The following is a 17,555-nucleotide window of genomic DNA, read 5'->3' as shown; positions in this document are numbered from 1 at the left end:
CGGCGTCACGAACGAGGGTTCCGGTGATCAAGATCCATAACTTTCCGCGTGGAGCACGTGGCCTGCGCGTGATGTGGCTGTGCGAGGAGATGGGGCTGCCCTACCAGGTGGAGAAGGTCTCCTTTCCGACGAGTGAGGCCTACCGCGCCCTCAACGCCATGGGCACGGTGCCGTTCCTCGAGGACGAGGGGGGCGTGGCGATCAACGAGTCCGTCGCCATGCTGCTCTACGTGGCGCAGCGGTATGGCCCCACGCCGCTGTTGCCCGGGAAGGAGGACCCGGCGCTCGCGCGCGTGCTGCAACTCACGGTGTTCAGCGAGGCCACGTTCGGGGCGGGCATGAATCCCCTCATGGACGCGCACTTCGGGGCGCCGGAGGCCGACAAGCGCAATTGGTCGGTGCGCACGTTGGAGGGACGCGTCGCGAAGGCCGTGAAGTTCCTGTCCGATCAGCTCGGCGCGGGCCCCTTCCTCGTGGGCTCCCAGCTCACGCTCGCCGACATCGCCCTGTGCACCGCGCTGGGCATCTGGCGCGGGGCCCTGGACAGGACGCCGCCAGACAATCTCGCCGCCTACTGGGAGCGGCTGAAGGCGCGCCCGGCGTACCAACGCGCGATGCAGGCGAACACCTAGCCGATGTTCGAGTACAGTCCGGCCTGGCCGCACGGAACGCTCGAGGCCGCGTTCCCCGAGGTGTTCGTCGTCGTCGGGACCAACAAGACGTCCCACGCTGGCGTCGACTACCAGACCAGCCGGACGATGACCGTGGTCCGCGAGGCCGGCGAGCTGACGCTGCTGAACACGGTCCGACTCGACGACGACGGGCTGCGCGCGCTCGAGGGCCTCGGCGAGGTCCGCCACGTCGTCCGACTGGGAGCGTTCCACGGCCGCGACGACCCGTTCTACTGCGACCGCTACGGCGCGACGCTGTGGGCGCTGCCAGCGGCGACCCACGCCGACGGCCGCGCGACCGGGTGCCCGCTGGCCGAGAACGGCCCGTTCCCGCTCGCGAACGGCGCGGCGTTCGTGTTCGCGTCGGCGCGCTTTCCCGAGGCCGCGGTCCTGCTCGCCCGCGAGGGCGGCATCTTGATCACCTGTGACGCGATCCAGAACTGGACGCACGTCGACCGCTTCTTCTCGCCGGAGTGCGGGGCGATGTTCGCCGCGCAGGGGCTGATCCGCCCCGCGAACCTCCCGTCGACGTGGCTCGGCGCCTGCGAGCCGCGCGCGGATGACTTCCGCCGCCTGCTCGCGCTGCCGTTCCGCCACCTGATCAGCGCCCACGGCGAGCCGCTGCGCGACGAGGCCCACGCCCGCATCGCCGCGAGCGTCGCCACGGCGTTCCCGGGTTGAGCCATCCACCCAGACGTTGCCCGACCAAGAGGAATCCGGCGAACCATGAACGAGTGCAGTCGCACGGACCTTCAATCGGGTGCGCTTCTTCTCCGGGTGGAACACCAGATAGTGCGCGGGACTGATGGAACTGATGGAGCGGGCCATGGTCCAAAGCCAATGGCCTTTGTTCGTCACTGCTTGCTCAGCCTCGTGGCGGTGGGGTGTCCACCGCTCCTGAGCCGCTAGACGGACAGGCCGATGCAACTGGGAGTGGGCACAGGGCGAGCAGGACGCTGACGCAGCGTCCGCCTCACGTCCTCTTCCGGCTCGGCAGGCCGCTTCCTCTCCTCGCCAAACATTACCGCTGAGCTTCTTTCTACGCCGTGGCTTCGCCCCAGTGCAGGCGGGCCAGCTCCAGCGTCCAGGCGTTCTCTGGCACCTGGCGCAGGAAGCGTTCGCGGGCCTCAAGCTCGGGGATGTCGCTGGCGCGGACCCTCACGCACCGCAGGGCCTTGTGCAGGGCCGCCTTCCCCGCCTCCGGCTCGTCCCCCGCGAAGCAGGCTTCCGCCAGCGCCAGGTGCATGCCCACCGCGTAGACGCCCTCGCAGCCCATCCGCTCCAACTCCCGCACGCCCAGCTCCGCCACCTGTCGGGCCTCCGCGGCGCTCCCCTGGGCTCTCAGCACGGTACTGAGGACCGTGCGCGCGAACACCTGGTGGAGCGGCATCGGCATCAGGATTTCACACGCCTTGCGTGCATGAGACTCGGCTTCGCCCGGTGCACCCCCCGCCGCGATCATCCGCGCCAGCAGGGCATGCCTCATTCCCAAAACGAAGACCTGGGCGCACTCTCCCCCGAGCGCATCGAGCACCGAGGTGTAGGCCTCCTGCCGATCCATCGGCTCGGGACTGTCGGCCAGCACCACGCACAAGAAGAGGGAGGTGCTCTCGGCCAGCAGATGTTGCTCCGTACGTCTGGCCGTGGCCAACGCCTCCCGCAGCAGCCCCACGGCCCTCGGAAACTCTCCCATTGTCGCCAGGCCCACCCCCCACATGAGCTGCAACATGTTCGCGTTGCGCTCCGCGCCGACCGCGTTGAAATCATTCAACGCCTGCTCGGCCAGCTTGACGTGCCGCCAGGGGTGGGGCTCGAGCAGGTACAAGGTGTTGTTCCTCAACATGCCCATCAAACCCCGCGCCATGGGAGAATGGGCCATCACATCGGCGCCTACTTCCATGAGCCGCTCAATCAGTGCATTGACCTTCTGGCGCTCGCCGAGCGAGGTGAACGTGTGTCCCATGATGGGGATGGCCTCGAGATAGGCATCGACCGCTTCGGGCTCCGGCGTGGTGTGCATCAACAACTCACCCAGCCTGAGCGTCAGCTCCGGACGTGTTGAACTGGAGCTCCCAACGATGAGGCCGCTGATCAACCTGCACCACAACGGGCTGCCGGCCTTCAGTCCGGCCAACGCCAGAATGCCCAGCTCCACGGCCTTGGGCACCTGTGCCATCCAGAAGAACACCAAGGCTTGAAGTGCCTGCAACCGGGCGAGGAGCTCGCCACTCACACCACAGGCCCGGGCCGACTCCACGCACCGCATCGTCCCCTGCAGATCATGCCGCTCCAAGAGCCGCTCGGCGGCCCGGGTGTAGAAGGGGGCGGCCCGCTCCGGCTGCTGCCCCAACTGGAAGTGCGCGGCGAGCACCAGCGCATCCGGCTCGCCCATTTGCTCCAGCCAGGCTCCCGCGAGCTGGTGGCCCATGGGCCGGTGGCTCTCGGGCACCAGGCCATAGGCCGCATCCCGCACCAGCTCATGGCGGAAACGGTACTCCGTCACGGTGGGAAAGCGGCTGTCGGGCAGCGGCTCGATGACCTCCTGCTCCACCAGCAGCCGCAGGTGCTGCTCCCACAGCGCCTGCTCCGTCTGGCGGCCCAACAGCGCCCCCACCCCCTCCGGCCAGAAGGCGCGGCCGAAGATGCTGGCGGCCATCAACACCTGGCGCACCCCATGCTCCATCCGCAGCAGGCGGACCCGCAGCACCGCCAGCACCGTCTCCGGTGCCTCCTTCCCGCGCCCTTCCGCCACCATGCGGATGAGCTCCTCCAGGAAGAGGGCATTGCCGTCGGATTGCTCCACCGTCCGCCGCACCACGGACTCGGGCACCCACGGCCCCAACACGTCACGCACCAGCCGCGCACAGGCTTTGTGGCTCAGCCCATGGAGCGACAGTTCTTGCAGGCGCCTCGCCCACAGTCCCGGGAAGAGTTCCTTCACCTCGGGCCGTGCCAGCGCCAGCACCAGGAAGGGCTGCCCGGCCAGCTCCCGCAGCAGCCCGTCCACCAGCCTCACCGTCAGCTCATCACTCCAGTGCAGGTCCTCCAGCACCAGCAGCACCGGCTGCCGGGCACACTCGGCCTTCAGGAAGGTCACCAGGGCCCGGCCCACCTGCGCGCTCATCAACCGCGGGTCGCCACGCGCCGCGCGCAGCCGGGGACTGCCCTCCTCGGAGAAGGAAATGGCGCACAGCTCGCCCAGGAACTCCACCGCTTCCCGAGCCTTCGCCTCGGGCAGGTGCAGGGCCACCCGCTGGTACAGCCGGGCCCGCCGCGCCTCCAGTCCCTCGCCGCCTCCCCATCCGCACAGTCTCCGCAGCGCCTGGCCCAGCAATCCGTACGAGCCTGTCGTGCTCATCGGGTCCCCACGCCCCAGCAGCACCAACGGCGGCTGTTCCCTGCCCTCCACCCGGCGGAGGAATTCGTGGAGCAGCCGGGACTTGCCCGTACCCGGAGGGGCCGTCACCAACAGGGCCCGGGCTGCGGACTCCTCGACACAGGTGGTGAAGGTGAAGTCGAGCAGCGCCAGCTCTTGTTCCCGGCCCACGCAAGGCGTGGGCTTGCCCAACAACGGACGGGAGGCGTCGGCATCGAGCTGCTCGCCTCGCAGCACGAAAGTGCCCGAATCGCAGCGGGAGAGCTGGAAGCCCGGCCCGAGCAGTCCGGCCGTCACATCGTCCATCAACACGCAGGAGGCGGGCGCGCGCTCGAGCTGGCTCAGCAGCCGCCCCGCCCTGTCCATGGCCTCGCCCACCGGCAGCCGCTCGTTGAGGACGCCCAGCCCCGTGGTCAGCACCACCGCGGCTTCGGGCCAGCGCTCCTTCAGGGTGAGGGCACAGCGCGCCGCCAGCGCCGCCTGATCCGTGGCCGTGCCGTGCTCCGGCACCAGCGTGGCCACCAACGAGCCATCCGCCAGCAGTTCCACCCGCGCGCCGGGAAGCGGCGCCAGCTCCAGGCGCAGCGAGTCGCGCAACGCCATGCCCTGGTCCCAATCCGCCGTTTCCTCGGGGGACCTGACACCGAGCGACACCAGCAGAACGCTGACCAGCGTCTGCTCGGCCTGGGTCCCGCTGTCGAAGCGCGGCTCCGTCCCGACCCGCGGCGGCAGCAGGTCGGGGAAGGACTCCAGGGCCCCGAGCGCTTTCAACAGGCTGGAGGCATCCGGCAACCTCCGCCGCGGATCCTTGGCCAACATCTGGTCCACCAGCACCTGCAGGCCCGCGGGCAGGCCTGGGCGCAACGTCTCCAAGCGAGCCGGACTGGCGTGCAGAATCTTGGCCAGCGTGGCCGCGAAGTGCGGCGCCGCGAAAGGAGGCTGGCCCGTGAGGCACTCGTACAGCACGCACCCCAGCGAGAAGATGTCCGCCGCGGGAGGAATCTCCGGCGCACTGGAGGCCTGCTCCGGTGCCATGTACCCCGGCGTGCCCACCACCGTGCCCGTGCCCGTCACCGCCATCCGCGCTCGTGTGACGTAGCGGGCCAGGCCAAAGTCCAGCAGCACCACCTCTTCGGGCCGGCCCCCTCTCAGGAAGAGGTTGGAGGGTTTGAGATCGCGGTGGACGATGCCCTGTTGGTGGGCCGTGGCGAGTGCCTCGGCGGCCCGGCGCAGCAGGCAGAGCGTTTCGGACAGGCCAAGTGGCTGGCGGGCCATGCGCCGTGACAGCTCCTCCCCTTCGAGCCACTCCATGGCCAGGTAGGGCTGACCCGTCCCGGTGGAGCCATGCGCCACGTAGGAGACGATACCGGGGTGACGCAGCTCGGCCAGCAGCACGGCCTCCCGGTTGAAGCGGTAGGCGCTCTCCGAGGAGGAGGCGCCATGGAGCAGCTTGAGGGCGACCGTTGCGCCCGTGGAGGAATCCATGGCGCGGTAGACGAAGCCCATTCCTCCCCAGCCCGCCAGGGACTCGAGGATGAAGCGGCCCGCGATGATCGTTCCCTCGGGCAGCGTTCCGGGTGGGGTGGTGGTTGAGGTGGCCGTCTTGTCGTCGTCCATGAAGGTGCGCCCGCGCTCCGATGGCAACATACCCGAGGCCCCATTCATGCCCGAGCCCGACCTGGGCCCCCCTCCGTGGACAGAGCGGCCTCCCAGGGCACCGACTTCGCCCGTAAAGTCATGGGCGCACGACTATCGAGGGAGACCCCATGCCTCCAGAGCAGAACGCACGAGGGCTGAGCGATGCGCAGGTCCAGCGCTTCATCGATGAGGGGTTCGTCAGGATCGACGAGGCCTTTCCCCGGCAACTGGCCGATGAGGCCCGTGCCATCCTGTGGCGGGACACGGGCTGCCATCCAGAGGAGCCGTCCACCTGGACCAGGCCGGTCATCCGGCTGAACCACTATGGACAGGCGCCCTTCGTCGAGGCCGCCAATACGCCCATCCTGCATCGGGCCTTTGATCAGTTGGTCGGACCGGAACGGTGGGCGCCACTCGGTATGCTCGGCACCTTCCCCATCCGCTTCCCCTCCTCCGCGGATCCCGGAGATGCTGGCTGGCACATCGATGTCAGCTTTGGCACCGAGGAGCCCGACTTCATGTCCTGGCGCGCGAACGTCACGTCAAGAGGACGGGCGCTGCTGATGCTCTTCCTGTTCTCCGATGTTGGAGAGAAGGATGCGCCCACGCGGATCCGGGCCGGCTCCCATTTGGAGATGGCCCGCAGGTTGGCGCCCGCGGGAGAGGCCGGTCTCACCCTGCGCGAGTTGGCCGCCAACGGCTTCGCCGAAACGGAGGCCCTGCCAGAAGTGCTGGCCACCGGGGAGGCGGGAACCGTCTATCTCTGCCATCCGTTTCTTGTTCATTCGGCGCAGCCCCATCACGGGACGCGACCGCGGTTCCTCGCGCAGCCGCCGCTGCTTCCCACGCAGCCGCTGCGGCTCGAGCGGCCGGACGCCGCCTATTCGCCCGTCGAACGGGCCATCCGCGACGCCCTACGAATGACCTCCTGAGGAGGCACAGCCCGGCGGGTGCGTGCTCTCCGGGTGCCTTGGCAGGCGCACGGAGAAGGTGGTGCCCTCCTCCGGCGTCGAGCGCACGTGGATGTCCCCGCCATGGGCGAGAACGATCTGCCGGGTGATGAAGAGCCCCAGCCCGAGGCTGCCCTGCCCCGCCTCGACCTTGGGCCCCCGCCGGTAGGGCTCGAAGAGGGTCGACAGCACCTCGGGGGGGATGGCGCCCCCCTTGTTCTCGTTGTGCACCTCGAGCAGGACGCTCGCGCCCTCGCTCCGGGTGGACACCCGCACGGGTGAGCCGGGTGGACTGTGCTGGAGCGCATTGCCCACGAGGTTGGTCACCACCTGAGCCAATCGGTCCCCATCCCATTCACCCCGCCCTTCTCCGCTGGCGTGGAACCCGATGTACCTGTCTGGATGGGCGAGCCGCACCTCCTTCACCACCCGCAGGACCTGGGCGTGGAAGTCCAAGAACTCGCGGTGGACGGGGACGCCGTTCATGCGTGCCTGGTTGAAGTCGAGCAGGTCTCGGATCATCCGGGTGGCCCGGTCCGCCGCCGAGCGGATGCGGCCGACCGCCGTGGTGGTGCGCTTGTCCAGGTTCTCGCGCTTGAGCAGGGCCGTGGCCGACAAGCTGATGGCATTGAGGGGCGTGCGCAGGTCATGGCTGACAATGGCCACCACGTCCTCGCGTACCCGGATGGCGTCCTGGGCCTCCTGGTAGAGGCGCGCGTTGTCCAGCGCCAGGGCCGCGCGATCGGCCACGCCCCGGGCCACCTCCAGGTCCGTCGTGGCGCACGTGGGGCGGGGCTGGCTCCAGGCGAAGGAGAGGAGGCCGAGCTCACGACCCCGAGCCACCAGTGGGACGAAGAGGAGGGATTTCACGTCGAGCGCCTCCAGGAAGGCCCGGTGCTTCGGGTCGCCAACGAGGTCGTCCAGCCACTCGGGGGAGGGCTCCGGCTCGGCCACGGGCACGCCGCCCTCCAGGATGCGCCGCAACAGGCTGGAGTCCAGTTGGAGGGAGGCGGGCAGCGAGCGGCGGAGGAACGACTGGCGCTCGGGGTCCCGTGCCGCCACCTCCAGCAGCCGCAACTGCTCGTCCTCCCCCAGCAGGGCCACCATGCAGTAGTCGGCCAAATGAGAGACGACGAGCGAGGCGAGGCTCTTGAGCGTGGTGGGGACGTCGAGTGATTGCGACAGCAGCGTCCCCACTCGGACGAACAGCGCCTGGGCCTCCTCGGCGTGCTTGCGCGCGGAGATGTCGCGCACCAGGCAGGTGAAGAAGCGTCCCTGGGACAGGCGGGTCTCTCCAACGGACAACTCCAGGGGGAAGAGGCTGCCGTCCTCACGACGGCCCCGCACCTCGCGCCCGCTGCCGAACGGCTTGCGCGCTCCGGGTTGGATGTTGCCGCTCAGGTAGGGCTCGGGCAACAAGTGGAGGAAGTCCTGACCGAGGAGCTTTTCGGGGGAATGGCCGAAGATGCGCACGGTGGCCGGATTGATGCTCTGGATCCTGCCCAGCTCGTCGATGGTGAGGATGCCATCCACCGCGGTCTCCAGGATGGCCTCCAGGCGCTGGGTGGTCGCGCGCAGCGTCTCCTCGGCTTGCCGACGTGAAGAAATATCGCGGGCAATCATGGCGAAGCCCCGCGGATTTCCCCGCTCGTCGCGCAGGGCGGTGAGCAGGACATCCGCCCAGAAGCGGCTGCCGTCCTTGCGCACCAGGGGCATCTCCGCGCGGTGCTGTCCCTCGGTGGCGGCGAGTTGCAGGGCCTCTTCGGGAACGCCGGCCACCACGTCTCCGGGGAGGTAGAAGAGGGACAGGGAGCGGCCGAGGATCTCCGACGCCTTCCAGCCCTTGATGCGCTCGGCGCCCGGATTCCAGCTCGTCACCCGGCCCTGGGGGTCGAGCATGAAGATGGCATAGTCCTCCACGCCCTCCACCAGCAGGCGGAAGCGCTCCTCGGTCGCGCTCTCGGCGCGTTTGCGCTCGGTGATGTCCAGCGCCACGCTGGCCACGAGGACGACCTCGCCGGCCTGGTTGCGTACCGGGGCGTGGTTGAAGAGCCAGTGGTGGACCTCTCCGCCATTGATGGGGTAGGCGCACGTCACTTCCTGGCCGAGGACGGGCTGCCCCGTCTCCAACACCTGGCGGCGCATGGGCGAGACCAGGGGGGCCAGGACGGGGTGGAGTTCTTCCAGGCAACGACCCAGGATATGCTCGATGGGGCGATTCAAGGAGTTGGCCATCATCTGGTTGACACGCACGTAGCGCAGCTCGCGGTCGAGGAAGGTCATCGCCACCGGCGCGGTGTTGAGCAGGGTGTCCAGGAGCGCCAAGGCCTCCTCCGCCCTTCGGCGCTCACGCACCAACTCCGTCACTTCCACCACATGCGCGAAGACGCCATCCACCGCTCCGTCCGGTCCATGGGTGGGTGTGTAGACGTAGTTGAAGAAAGACTCCTTGGGCGCCTCCCCTTCGAGTGGGACCAACCACAGCGGGGCCTCGTTGGCCACGGCGGGCTGTCCCGTGCGGTAGACGTTGTCGATCAACTCGCCATAGCCCTGCTCCACGAGCTCGGGAATCGCCTCACGCAGGGGCTTGCCCACCAGCTCCCGGCCACCGAGGCGACGGACCGTGAGGGGATTGGCCAGGCTCAGGAGGTGCTCGGGCCCCCGCATCACGAAGATGAAGGCGGGCGAATGTTGGAAGAGCGAGTTCAGGCGCTCGAGTTGGGCTTCGGCCTCGCGCAGCAGTCGGGCGCGAACGGCCTCGGCATCCTTGCGCTCGGTGATGTCGGTGGCGATGCCGCCAATGGCCGCGGGCGTGCCCTCGTCTCCCGGCAGGGGAAACTTCGTGGCCAGGAAGGTGCGCGGCCCGGAGGGATAGTAGACCACCTCCTCGGAGACGTTGGTGTGCCCGGCCAGCGCCTGGGCGTCATTGGCCTGGAATTGCCTGGCGATTTCCTCGGGGAAGAAGGCGAAGACGTCCTGGCCGAGCACTTCCTCGCGCGGGCGCCCTATCAGTGCCTCCACCACGTAGCGGTTGGCGACGATGAATCGGCCCTCGGCGTCCTTGGCGAAGATGGCGACGGGGGCATGGTCCAACAGCGCCTGGAGCCGGAGTTCGTCGAGCCGCTGCGCGGCATCCCGCTGACGGGTGTACTCGTCCACCGCACTGGCGATGCCGTGGACGATGAAGGAGGCGAGCGCACGCTGTTCGGCCAGGGTGACGCGTGAGCCCGTCTGCTCGACCGAGTCGAGGATGCACTCGTGCAGCACGCCGTACTCCCGCACCAGCACCGCCAGGTCGAAGCCGACGCGGAGCCGCTGGCGGCCGTGCTCCCGGGCGGCGGTGCGCTCCTCCGGTACCGTGGCGGCGCCTTCCTGGCCGGCCCGATGCAGCATTGCCGTCAGTTCCCGGAGGTAGTCACCGATGTGATCCTCCAGCACGCACTGGGGACGGGGCGGGGCCAGCTCCGCGCCCAGCCGCTCCACCCAATAGCGGATGATGTCGTCCTGATGGGACTCCAGCACGTCCGCCAGTGACGCGGGCGGGGACTCTGGCCGAGGTGTCTCGAGATTCACGGCGGCATTCCTCTCCCAGCAGTGGAGACAGCGGCTCCATCCCGATGGACCATGCGATGGAGATAAGCAGCGCATGGGAAGAGGACTGCCCCCGAGCCAGCGGGCGGACATGTGAGAGCATTCCCGCTCGACGACGCCGCCCCGGAGGGCAGGTCCCGCGCGTTCCGCCATGCTTCCGGCCGCCCCCTTGCCTGGCGGGGCGGGCCCATGGGGCCCAGCGCTATTCGATGTAGACCGCGACGGTCGCACCGCACGCCGTGTTGGCGGCGCAACCCACCCGGATCTGGTAGTACCCGGCGGAGGGAATGGCGTAGACGATCTCGGCCGCGCTCGAGCAGAGTGCTCCCGCGTTGTCGTTGTTCGCGACCTCGGTCGTGTAGCCGCCGTTGCGCTGCTGGAAGAGCCGCAGGAGGGTGTCCCCACTGGCGCTGGCACCAAAGGCCGTCGTGCCGCAGGTGCTGACGCGGAGGACCTCTCCTCCGTTGAAGTAATACTGCTTGTTGAAGGTGTTGACGGTCGCGTCGTGGGTGTTGCGCAAGCTGGGAGCGGCGAAGGTCGCCTTGCGGCGCGAGAGCGCGACCGTGCCCGAGCAGGCGCCGACGTCGAAGCATCCCGCCCGGAGCGTGTAGATCCCCGCGACCGGGGCCGTATAGACGATTCTGGAGCCCACGGAGTCCAGTCCACAGGATTCGGAGTCATCGTTGGCGGCCACCTGGACCGATGAACCATAGAGGCGAAGGTAGGTGTCGCCCGTGAACGCGCTGTCGGTCAACCCGCAGGTCCCCAGCATGACCGTCTCCCCCTTGGTCAGGGAGATCTCACTGCTCGCCGAGTTGTCGGGGTCCTGCGCGCTATTCGTGTGGGAGGCGCTGTAGTCGAAGAACGCCAATTCGTTCTTCACGGTCCCTGGCCCCGGGTCTTCCTCCTGGGGTGGCGCCACACCTCCCCCACAACCCGCGGCCAGCAGAAACACTTCAAGGATGAGCAGGCGGCGCATCATGACAGTCCCTCGGTGATGGAGAGCCTTTCGGCCCTTCGTTATCAACACCCGTGCGAGGCCAGGGGATCACGGCAGGCCATCGCAGCTGCCTGGGAGCAGTTCCCTGCGGAAGACCTCGGTGCCATTCCACGTGCAGACGAAGCTCCGATTGGGATTGTTCGCGGCGTTGAGGGCGCAGTTGTCCAGCGCGTCCTGGCAGGGGGTATTGTTGGTCGTGATGAAGTTGTGAGAACCGCAGATGTAGCCCCGGTACGTGCCGGTTCCCGAGGAAATCTGACAGACGAGCGGATTGCAGGCCCCGGCGTCCACCTCCTCGCGGTAGACGAGCCGATCATTCCACGTACAGTAGAAGCTCGTCCCAGGATTGGCCTCGGCCTTGCGCGTGCATTTGCGGCGCGCATCCTGACAGGAGATGCGCTCGGTGGTGATGAAGTGGGTCGAACCGCCGCACGTATAGCCCTTGTAGGTGCCCGGGCCCGTGGCGTCCGCGCAAGGATCCGCGAGCGCGGGCGGCTCGGGAATCAAAGCCTCTCCCAGCCTCGCGCCACTCCTTGCCTGATGGTCCAGCGGCACCTCGGAGTCACAGCCCCCCAGGAGGGCGGCCAATGACAAAACGACGGCGGCGCGATGCGGTGTCGGCATGGTTGTCTCCTGGTACAAGGAAATGAATAGCACCAGGCCCCGCGAACACCCCTCTGTCCTGGAGTGCCTGCCGTCGTTGGATTTGAACCATTCACGCGCGGAGCGGCCCGCGCGGTGGGCGCCTCACCTCGCCGGCCGGCGCTTGCCGCGAGGCCTCGCCCAATTCTTGTCCGCGATGGCCACCAGGATGAGCACGAAGGAGAGCAGCCGGATGAGATACACCTTGAGGACGTGCTCGTTCTCGCTGTCCCTCAGGAGCATCATCATCACCCGGTGCAATGCCATCATCCCGAAGGAGGCGGCGAAGAACCCGAAGAAGCGATCACCCGTCTTCCTCCAGAAGCGGAGGAAGAACAGCCCCGCGACGAGGCACAGACCCGAGGTCATGCCGGAGAGGAAGTCGTTCATTCGGAATCCCACACGAGGCCATACACCAGGAGCGCGAGCGCCAGGAACCCGGACAGGTTGCGGAACAACAGCAGATCCCGGCCGGGGAGGATCAGCTTGTCCAGCACCAGCAGCGCGTTGTTCACCGTCAGCCCGACGAAGCACAGGCTGCTCCACAGCAGCAGGCGCACCCGGTTGCGGGCATAGCCGCGCAGGAGCAGCACCGCGCAGGCCAGGCTCGTCGCCGCGCACAAAAGGAAGACCACGTCAGCCATTGTCATCCCCCTTCTTCCGCAGCTGGAAGGCGTCGGCGAAGGTTCGAATCTTGTCGACCGGTTTGGAGAAGATGAGGTTGATGACGGTCACCCGGCGCGTGGGATACGCCGTGGCCAGCCCGCGCACCGCCGCATCCAGCGCGGCACTCTCCGGACCATAGCGATACCCGGCCTCGCTCCCCTCGGCCCGGGCCAGGAACCCGTCGTAGGTCAGGTCCTCCAGCCGTTCACCCGCGGAGATCGGGGAGATCCGCAGCTCGCGAGCCACCGACTCCGCGTTCCAGTTCCTGTCCGGGTGCTGCAACAACAGCAGGAGAATCTCCAGTTGCTCCACGGAGTCGATGTTCTCGGCGATGAGCCGCCGGACATCCTCGGGAAGATCGCCAGCCCGCAACAGTCATCCCACCCTTTCTCCCCACGAACCTGGGGCAGGCGCTCGTGCCACCACCGCCGCTCAGCCCCGGGGCAGGACCACGCTGAACGTCGTGCCCTCGCTGCCCGTGGACTCCACCGACAGCCCCCCTCCATGCAGCCGCGCCAGCTCCGAGGCGATATACAGCCCCAGCCGTCCCGTCGAGCCCTGGGCCCGGAAGGGCTCGAAGAGCCGCTGTCGCTCCTCCTCCGTCAGCTCCGGCCCCTGATCCCTCACCCGCATCGTCACCATCGCGGGAGTGGACTCCACCTCCACCCGGACCTCGCCCCCATGCCGCCCCGCCTGCTCCAGCAGCGCGTCCAGCATGCGCTGTACGCGCTCCGGATCGAAGCGCAGCTCCACCGGCTCGCTCGGCACATGCACGTTCCAGAGCACCCCGGGCTGGCGCTGGCGCGAGGTCTCCCACGCCTGGCGCAACCGGGCACTCAGGTCCGCCATCACCGGCCGCAGCGTCACCGCGTGCGCCGCCAGGTGCGCCGCCTCCTGGAAGTCGCGCGTCAGGCCCTCCAGCGTCCGCAGATGCTCGCCGATCCGGTGCAGCGAGTCGCCGTTCGCCCGCCCCTGCTCCCGCAGCCGCTCCAGCTCGGAGCGCGCCGAGGACAGCGGCCGCGCGAAGCCCTCGGCCACCCAATCCCCCAGCCGCTCCACCGCGGACGTGCCCTCCAGTGGCTTGGGCTTGGGCGCATGCGCCAGCGCCTTGCGCACCAACCCCTCGAAGTCCGTGATTTCGAAGGGCTTGTGGAGGAAGGCGTAGGCCTCGGGCGCTCCGTGCGGAAGCACCGCGCTCAACAGGATGATGGGCACCCGGCCCAGCAGCTCGTCGCCGCGCATCCGCCGACACAGATCCAGGCCGCTCAGGCGCGGCATCATGTGGTCCGTCACCACCAGTTGGGGCCGGCGCGCGCGCGCGAGGCTCCAGGCCTCCTCGCCATCACGCGCCTGGATCACATCGTGACCCAGATCCTCCACCACCTGACTGAGAACCTCGAGCACCGCGGGCTCATCGTCCACCACCAGGACGAGACTCATAGGGCTCCCATCCAGTCAGGCGGCCCCCCCACCCGTCCAGCCCCGTTTTGGGAATGCCGCTATCATTGCGGAGTTCCCGACATTCAACGGGCGGCCCGCCTCCCGCGGGGCGTCCGAGCAACAGAGGAGACCAAGGACGTGAAGACGACCCAAACAGTGCGGATGGGCCTGGGGATGCTCGCGGTGCTGGCGATGGTGGGAGGCGGAGGCGAGGAGGCCCGGGCGGACCTGGCCCGGCGGCGCAACGAGGTGGTGGAGGTGGTGCAGAAGGTGTCCCCCGCCGTCGTCTTCATCGGGACCGAGCAGGAGGTGGAGTCCCCGTTCCGCGGACGGCGCTCCATCATGGAGGAGTTCTTCGGCGCGCCGCCGCAAGCCCAGCGCACCCAGGGGCTGGGCAGCGGGGTGCTCGTGGACGCAAGCGGCGTCATCATCACCAATGATCACGTCATCCGGGGCGCCTCCGCCATCCACGTGGTGCTGGCCGACGGGCGTGAGCTGGAGGCCGAGGTGGTGGGCAGCGACGCCAACAACGATCTGGCCGTGCTCAAGGTGAACTCCAAGCAGCCCCTGCCCGCGGCGAAGCTGGGCACCAGCGCGGATCTGATGATCGGCGAGACGGTGGTGGCCATTGGCAGCCCCTTCGGGTTGAGCAAGACGGTGACGTCGGGCGTGGTGAGCGCCACCGGCCGCACCTTCAAGGCGGACGGGCGCACCTACAACGACTTCATCCAGACGGACGCGGCCATCAACCCCGGCAACTCGGGCGGGCCGCTGCTCAACGTGGACGGAGATGTCATCGGCATCAACACCGCCATCTTCGCGAGCGCCCAGGGCATTGGCTTCGCCATCCCCGCGGACAAGGTGCGCCGCATCATGGACGAGCTCACCCGCTTCGGAAAGGTGCGCCCCGCCTGGGTCGGCCTGGAGGTGGAGGGGCTGTCGCCGCGGCTGGCCCGGCAGCTCGGCTGGGATCGCACCTACGGCGTCGTCGCCCGGGAGGTGGAGCCAGGCAGCCCCGCCGAGCAGGCGGGCGTGCGCCGGGGCGATGTGGTCGCCGAGATGGGCGGCGCCCGCATCTCCGATGCCGAGGACTACGTCACCCGCGCCCGCGGCTACCCCGCGCGCGCCGCCTTCCCCCTCGTCGTCTTCCGGGATGGCGAGTCGAAGACACTCCAGGTGACACCCGTGGAGTTTCCTCCCCAGCTCGTGGAGGCGCTGGGATGGAACCGCCTGGGACTGCGGGTGAAGCCGGTGCGCGGCGCCATGGCGGTGCAGTCGGTGCGTCCCGGCTCGGCGGCGGACGAGGTGGGCCTGGAGCCGGGGGATCTCATCACGCGCATCAACAACCAGCCCACCACCGAGCCCGCGGCCTTCCAGGAAGCGCTGCTGTCGGCCCGGGGCAGCCGCAGCGTGCTGCTGGTCGTGCGACGTGGCCGCTACGGCTACCACGTCACCCTGCCTTTCTAGGCAGGGGCCCTAGCGAAGCCCGGCCCGGGACCTCTAGCATGGGGCTCCAATGAATTCGGTTCGCTACCATTCCCTGGGGCCACTTCTCTCGGGAGAGGGCTCGCGGGCCTTCCTCGGGCTCGCGCTCGAGGAGGGCCGGGCGCCCCGGCCGGTGGTGCTCGTGTGGGCACCGCCCGATGTGGCCCGGGACGCGGAGCTGTCCGTGCAGCTCAAGCGCGAGACCCAGCGCGCCTCCGCGCTCGAGCACCCCAACATCCTGCGCGTGCACGGCCTGGCCCAGCTCGAGCCCGGCCTCGCGCGCATCACCGAGTTCGCCAACGGCGAGTCCCTGCGCCGGGTGCTGGAGGTGCGTCCGCGCATCCCCCCCGCCTTCGCCGCGCTCATCGCCTCGGACGTGGCCATGGGGCTGCACTACGCGCACCTGGCGGGCAACGACGATGGCTCGCCGCTGGTGCACGGGGACGTGCGGCCGGAGACGGTGATGGTCTCCTTCAGTGGTGTGTGCAAGGTGACGGGCTATGGCGCCCTGAGCGTCGCGCCCCGCGAGCGCACGGGCCGGCGCGTGCGCAACCGCCGCAACTACAGCGCCCCCGAACAGCTCAACGGCGGCCGGGGGGCGATGACCCCGAGCACCGACGTGTTCCTCCTGGGGCTGCTGCTGCACGAGTGCCTGTCGGGGCACATGCCCTTCCACGACGCGCCGGATGGGGATCAGGCCGTCCTCACCGCGCAACTGCCCGCCCTGCCGAACGATGTGCCGCGCGCGCTCGCCGCGGTGGTGACGCGCGCCACCGCCAAGCGCGTCCACGAGCGCTACGCCAACGCGCTCGAGTTCCGCGAGGCCCTGGTGGCCGCCGTCGATGGCGTCATCCCCCCGGCCAGTGTCTTCGCCGAGTTCCTCGCCCAGCTCTTCCCGCCGGACCGCGACGCGCGGGCCACGCGGCACCAGATGCTGGAGATGGGGCTGGCGGAAGTGGGACGCCGCGCCTCGCCCGTGAGCTCGGGAGCGATGCTGGCCGTCACGGCCCCACCGCGGCGGCCCTCGGGCGCCATGGCGGCCCCGCTTCCCTCCGCCGAGCCGGAAATCGCGGTCGACGTGAGTACCGACTTCGTGGACGTGCCCTTCGAGAACGAGGACGCGGACGCCGTGGACTCGGTGCTGGAGATCACCGGCCGGCATGCCCGTCCGGGCGTGGCCAAGCCCCTGCCCCGCGAGGAGCCGGAGCCCGCGCCCGTCCGCCCGCGGCAGCGCCCCCCGTCCCCCGCGCCGAAGCAGGAGCAGGCCCCGGCGCCCGCGCCACGCAAGCCCCGCTCGCACCTGCCCCTGATCGTCGGCGCGCTGGCCATCGCGTTCGCCGTCGTGGCCGCGGGAGGCCTCTTCGTGTGGAGCACGCGCGAGCGGGTGCCGCCCGCCGCGCCCGAGGCCCCACCTGTCGCCACCGTCGCGCCCTCCGCGCAGCCACTCCCCCAGACCGAGCCCCCGCCGGAAGCGATGGCCCCAGCGCCCGCCGAACCGGCCCCGGCGCCGGGCGCGCCCTCGGACACGGTCCCCGCCATGGCCACCGCGCCGGACACCGAGGCTCCCGCGACCTCGGACTCCGTGGTGCTCGCCGCGGGCACGTTTCCCTCGCCGCCCGCGCCCGGGGACGCGGAGGCGCCCACGGTCGGGAGCGCCCCGGTGACCACCCGGCTCCAGCTCTTCGTGCTCCCCGAGGTGGAGGTGTCGCTCGGAGGCAAGCCACTGGGCCACACGCCCCTGACGGTGCCGCTGCCGCCCGGTGCCCACACGCTGGAGTTGAGCATCCCCACCAAGGGCGTGCGCACCACCCGCACCCTCACCGTGAAACCCCAGGGCGTGACGACCGAGCGCTTCCTGTTGGGCCGGGGCTCGGTGCAGGTGAACGCGCCTCCGGGCGCCGTCATCCTGCTCGACGGACACAAGGCGGGGCGCAAGCTGTCTCCGTGGGAGGGAGAACACCAGCTCGTCGTCACCTCCGGGGAGGGCCGCTGGGAGAAGACCTTCCGGCTGGAGCCCGACCAGCAGTTGACCTTCGACGCGACGCCCACCCCGCCGTGACGCGCCGAGGCATGGGCGGTGGAGCTGGAAGATTCCG

The 17,555-nt window shown here is 69.4% G+C and carries 13 protein-coding genes; 5 read left to right on the top strand and 8 right to left on the bottom strand.

All coding sequences use genetic code 11. The features are described 5' to 3' along the window. Window positions 1–23 precede the first annotated feature (23 nt). Together D187_RS38685 and D187_RS38680 are read left to right on the top strand one after the other, a co-directional pair. On the top strand, window positions 24–632 hold the full coding sequence (locus D187_RS38685) for a glutathione S-transferase family protein (RefSeq protein WP_002622315.1): 609 nt from the start codon (window positions 24–26) through the stop codon (window positions 630–632). A gap of 3 nt (window positions 633–635) precedes the next feature. Further along, window positions 636–1,352, top strand: a complete 717-nt coding sequence (locus D187_RS38680) for a hypothetical protein (protein WP_002622314.1) — start codon at window positions 636–638, stop codon at window positions 1,350–1,352. Window positions 1,353–1,710: 358 nt separating this feature from the next. On the opposite strand, the gene D187_RS38675 is transcribed toward D187_RS38680, so the two are convergent. After that, window positions 1,711–5,694, bottom strand: a complete 3,984-nt coding sequence (locus tag D187_RS38675; RefSeq protein WP_002622313.1) for a serine/threonine-protein kinase — start codon at window positions 5,692–5,694, stop codon at window positions 1,711–1,713. Between the two features lie 119 nt (window positions 5,695–5,813). Here D187_RS38675 and D187_RS38670 point away from each other — a divergent pair, with 119 nt between their 5' ends. After that, entirely contained in the window at window positions 5,814–6,617 is an 804-nt protein-coding gene (locus tag D187_RS38670) for a phytanoyl-CoA dioxygenase family protein (RefSeq protein WP_002622312.1), read from the top strand. Here the strand turns inward: D187_RS38670 and D187_RS51045 are convergent. The 7 genes from D187_RS51045 to D187_RS38635 form a co-directional block, all read right to left on the bottom strand. Further along, window positions 6,600–10,208, bottom strand: coding sequence for a PAS domain S-box protein (locus tag D187_RS51045; RefSeq protein WP_002622310.1), 3,609 nt, complete (start codon window positions 10,206–10,208; stop codon window positions 6,600–6,602). The two genes, D187_RS38670 and D187_RS51045, sit on opposite strands and share 18 nt — an antisense overlap. A 220-nt stretch (window positions 10,209–10,428) precedes the next feature. Continuing rightward, window positions 10,429–11,109, bottom strand: coding sequence for a hypothetical protein (locus tag D187_RS56550; protein WP_162159751.1), 681 nt, complete (start codon window positions 11,107–11,109; stop codon window positions 10,429–10,431). Window positions 11,110–11,274: 165 nt separating this feature from the next. Next, window positions 11,275–11,850 carry a hypothetical protein gene (locus D187_RS38655; RefSeq protein ID WP_155893897.1) on the bottom strand — a complete coding sequence of 192 codons (576 nt, stop codon included), beginning with the start codon at window positions 11,848–11,850 and terminating at the stop codon, window positions 11,275–11,277. A gap of 123 nt (window positions 11,851–11,973) precedes the next feature. Further along, window positions 11,974–12,258: a DUF5985 family protein gene (locus D187_RS38650; RefSeq protein ID WP_002622304.1), complete on the bottom strand. Its 285-nt coding sequence runs from the start codon at window positions 12,256–12,258 to the stop codon at window positions 11,974–11,976. Next, window positions 12,255–12,512: a DUF5985 family protein gene (locus D187_RS38645; RefSeq protein WP_043433692.1), complete on the bottom strand. Its 258-nt coding sequence runs from the start codon at window positions 12,510–12,512 to the stop codon at window positions 12,255–12,257. The genes D187_RS38650 and D187_RS38645 overlap by 4 nt, the downstream gene beginning before the upstream one ends. Next, window positions 12,505–12,906 carry a hypothetical protein gene (locus tag D187_RS38640; RefSeq protein ID WP_002622301.1) on the bottom strand — a complete coding sequence of 134 codons (402 nt, stop codon included), beginning with the start codon at window positions 12,904–12,906 and terminating at the stop codon, window positions 12,505–12,507. Before D187_RS38640 ends, D187_RS38645 begins: the two co-directional genes overlap by 8 nt. Window positions 12,907–12,966: 60 nt before the next feature. Further along, entirely contained in the window at window positions 12,967–13,974 is a 1,008-nt protein-coding gene (locus tag D187_RS38635) for an ATP-binding response regulator (RefSeq protein WP_002622299.1), read from the bottom strand. Window positions 13,975–14,136: 162 nt separating this feature from the next. Here D187_RS38635 and D187_RS38630 point away from each other — a divergent pair, with 162 nt between their 5' ends. Next, window positions 14,137–15,441 carry a trypsin-like peptidase domain-containing protein gene (locus D187_RS38630; protein WP_043433690.1) on the top strand — a complete coding sequence of 435 codons (1,305 nt, stop codon included), beginning with the start codon at window positions 14,137–14,139 and terminating at the stop codon, window positions 15,439–15,441. A gap of 49 nt (window positions 15,442–15,490) precedes the next feature. Beyond that, complete coding sequence (locus tag D187_RS38625) at window positions 15,491–17,518, top strand: serine/threonine protein kinase (protein WP_002622295.1); 2,028 nt, start codon at window positions 15,491–15,493, stop codon at window positions 17,516–17,518. Window positions 17,519–17,555: the final 37 nt, after the last annotated feature.

The sequence above is a fragment of the Cystobacter fuscus DSM 2262 genome (genome assembly GCF_000335475.2).
Taxonomy (GTDB): Bacteria; Myxococcota; Myxococcia; order Myxococcales; family Myxococcaceae; genus Cystobacter; species Cystobacter fuscus.
This window is presented reverse-complemented; position numbering and strand designations above follow the sequence as displayed.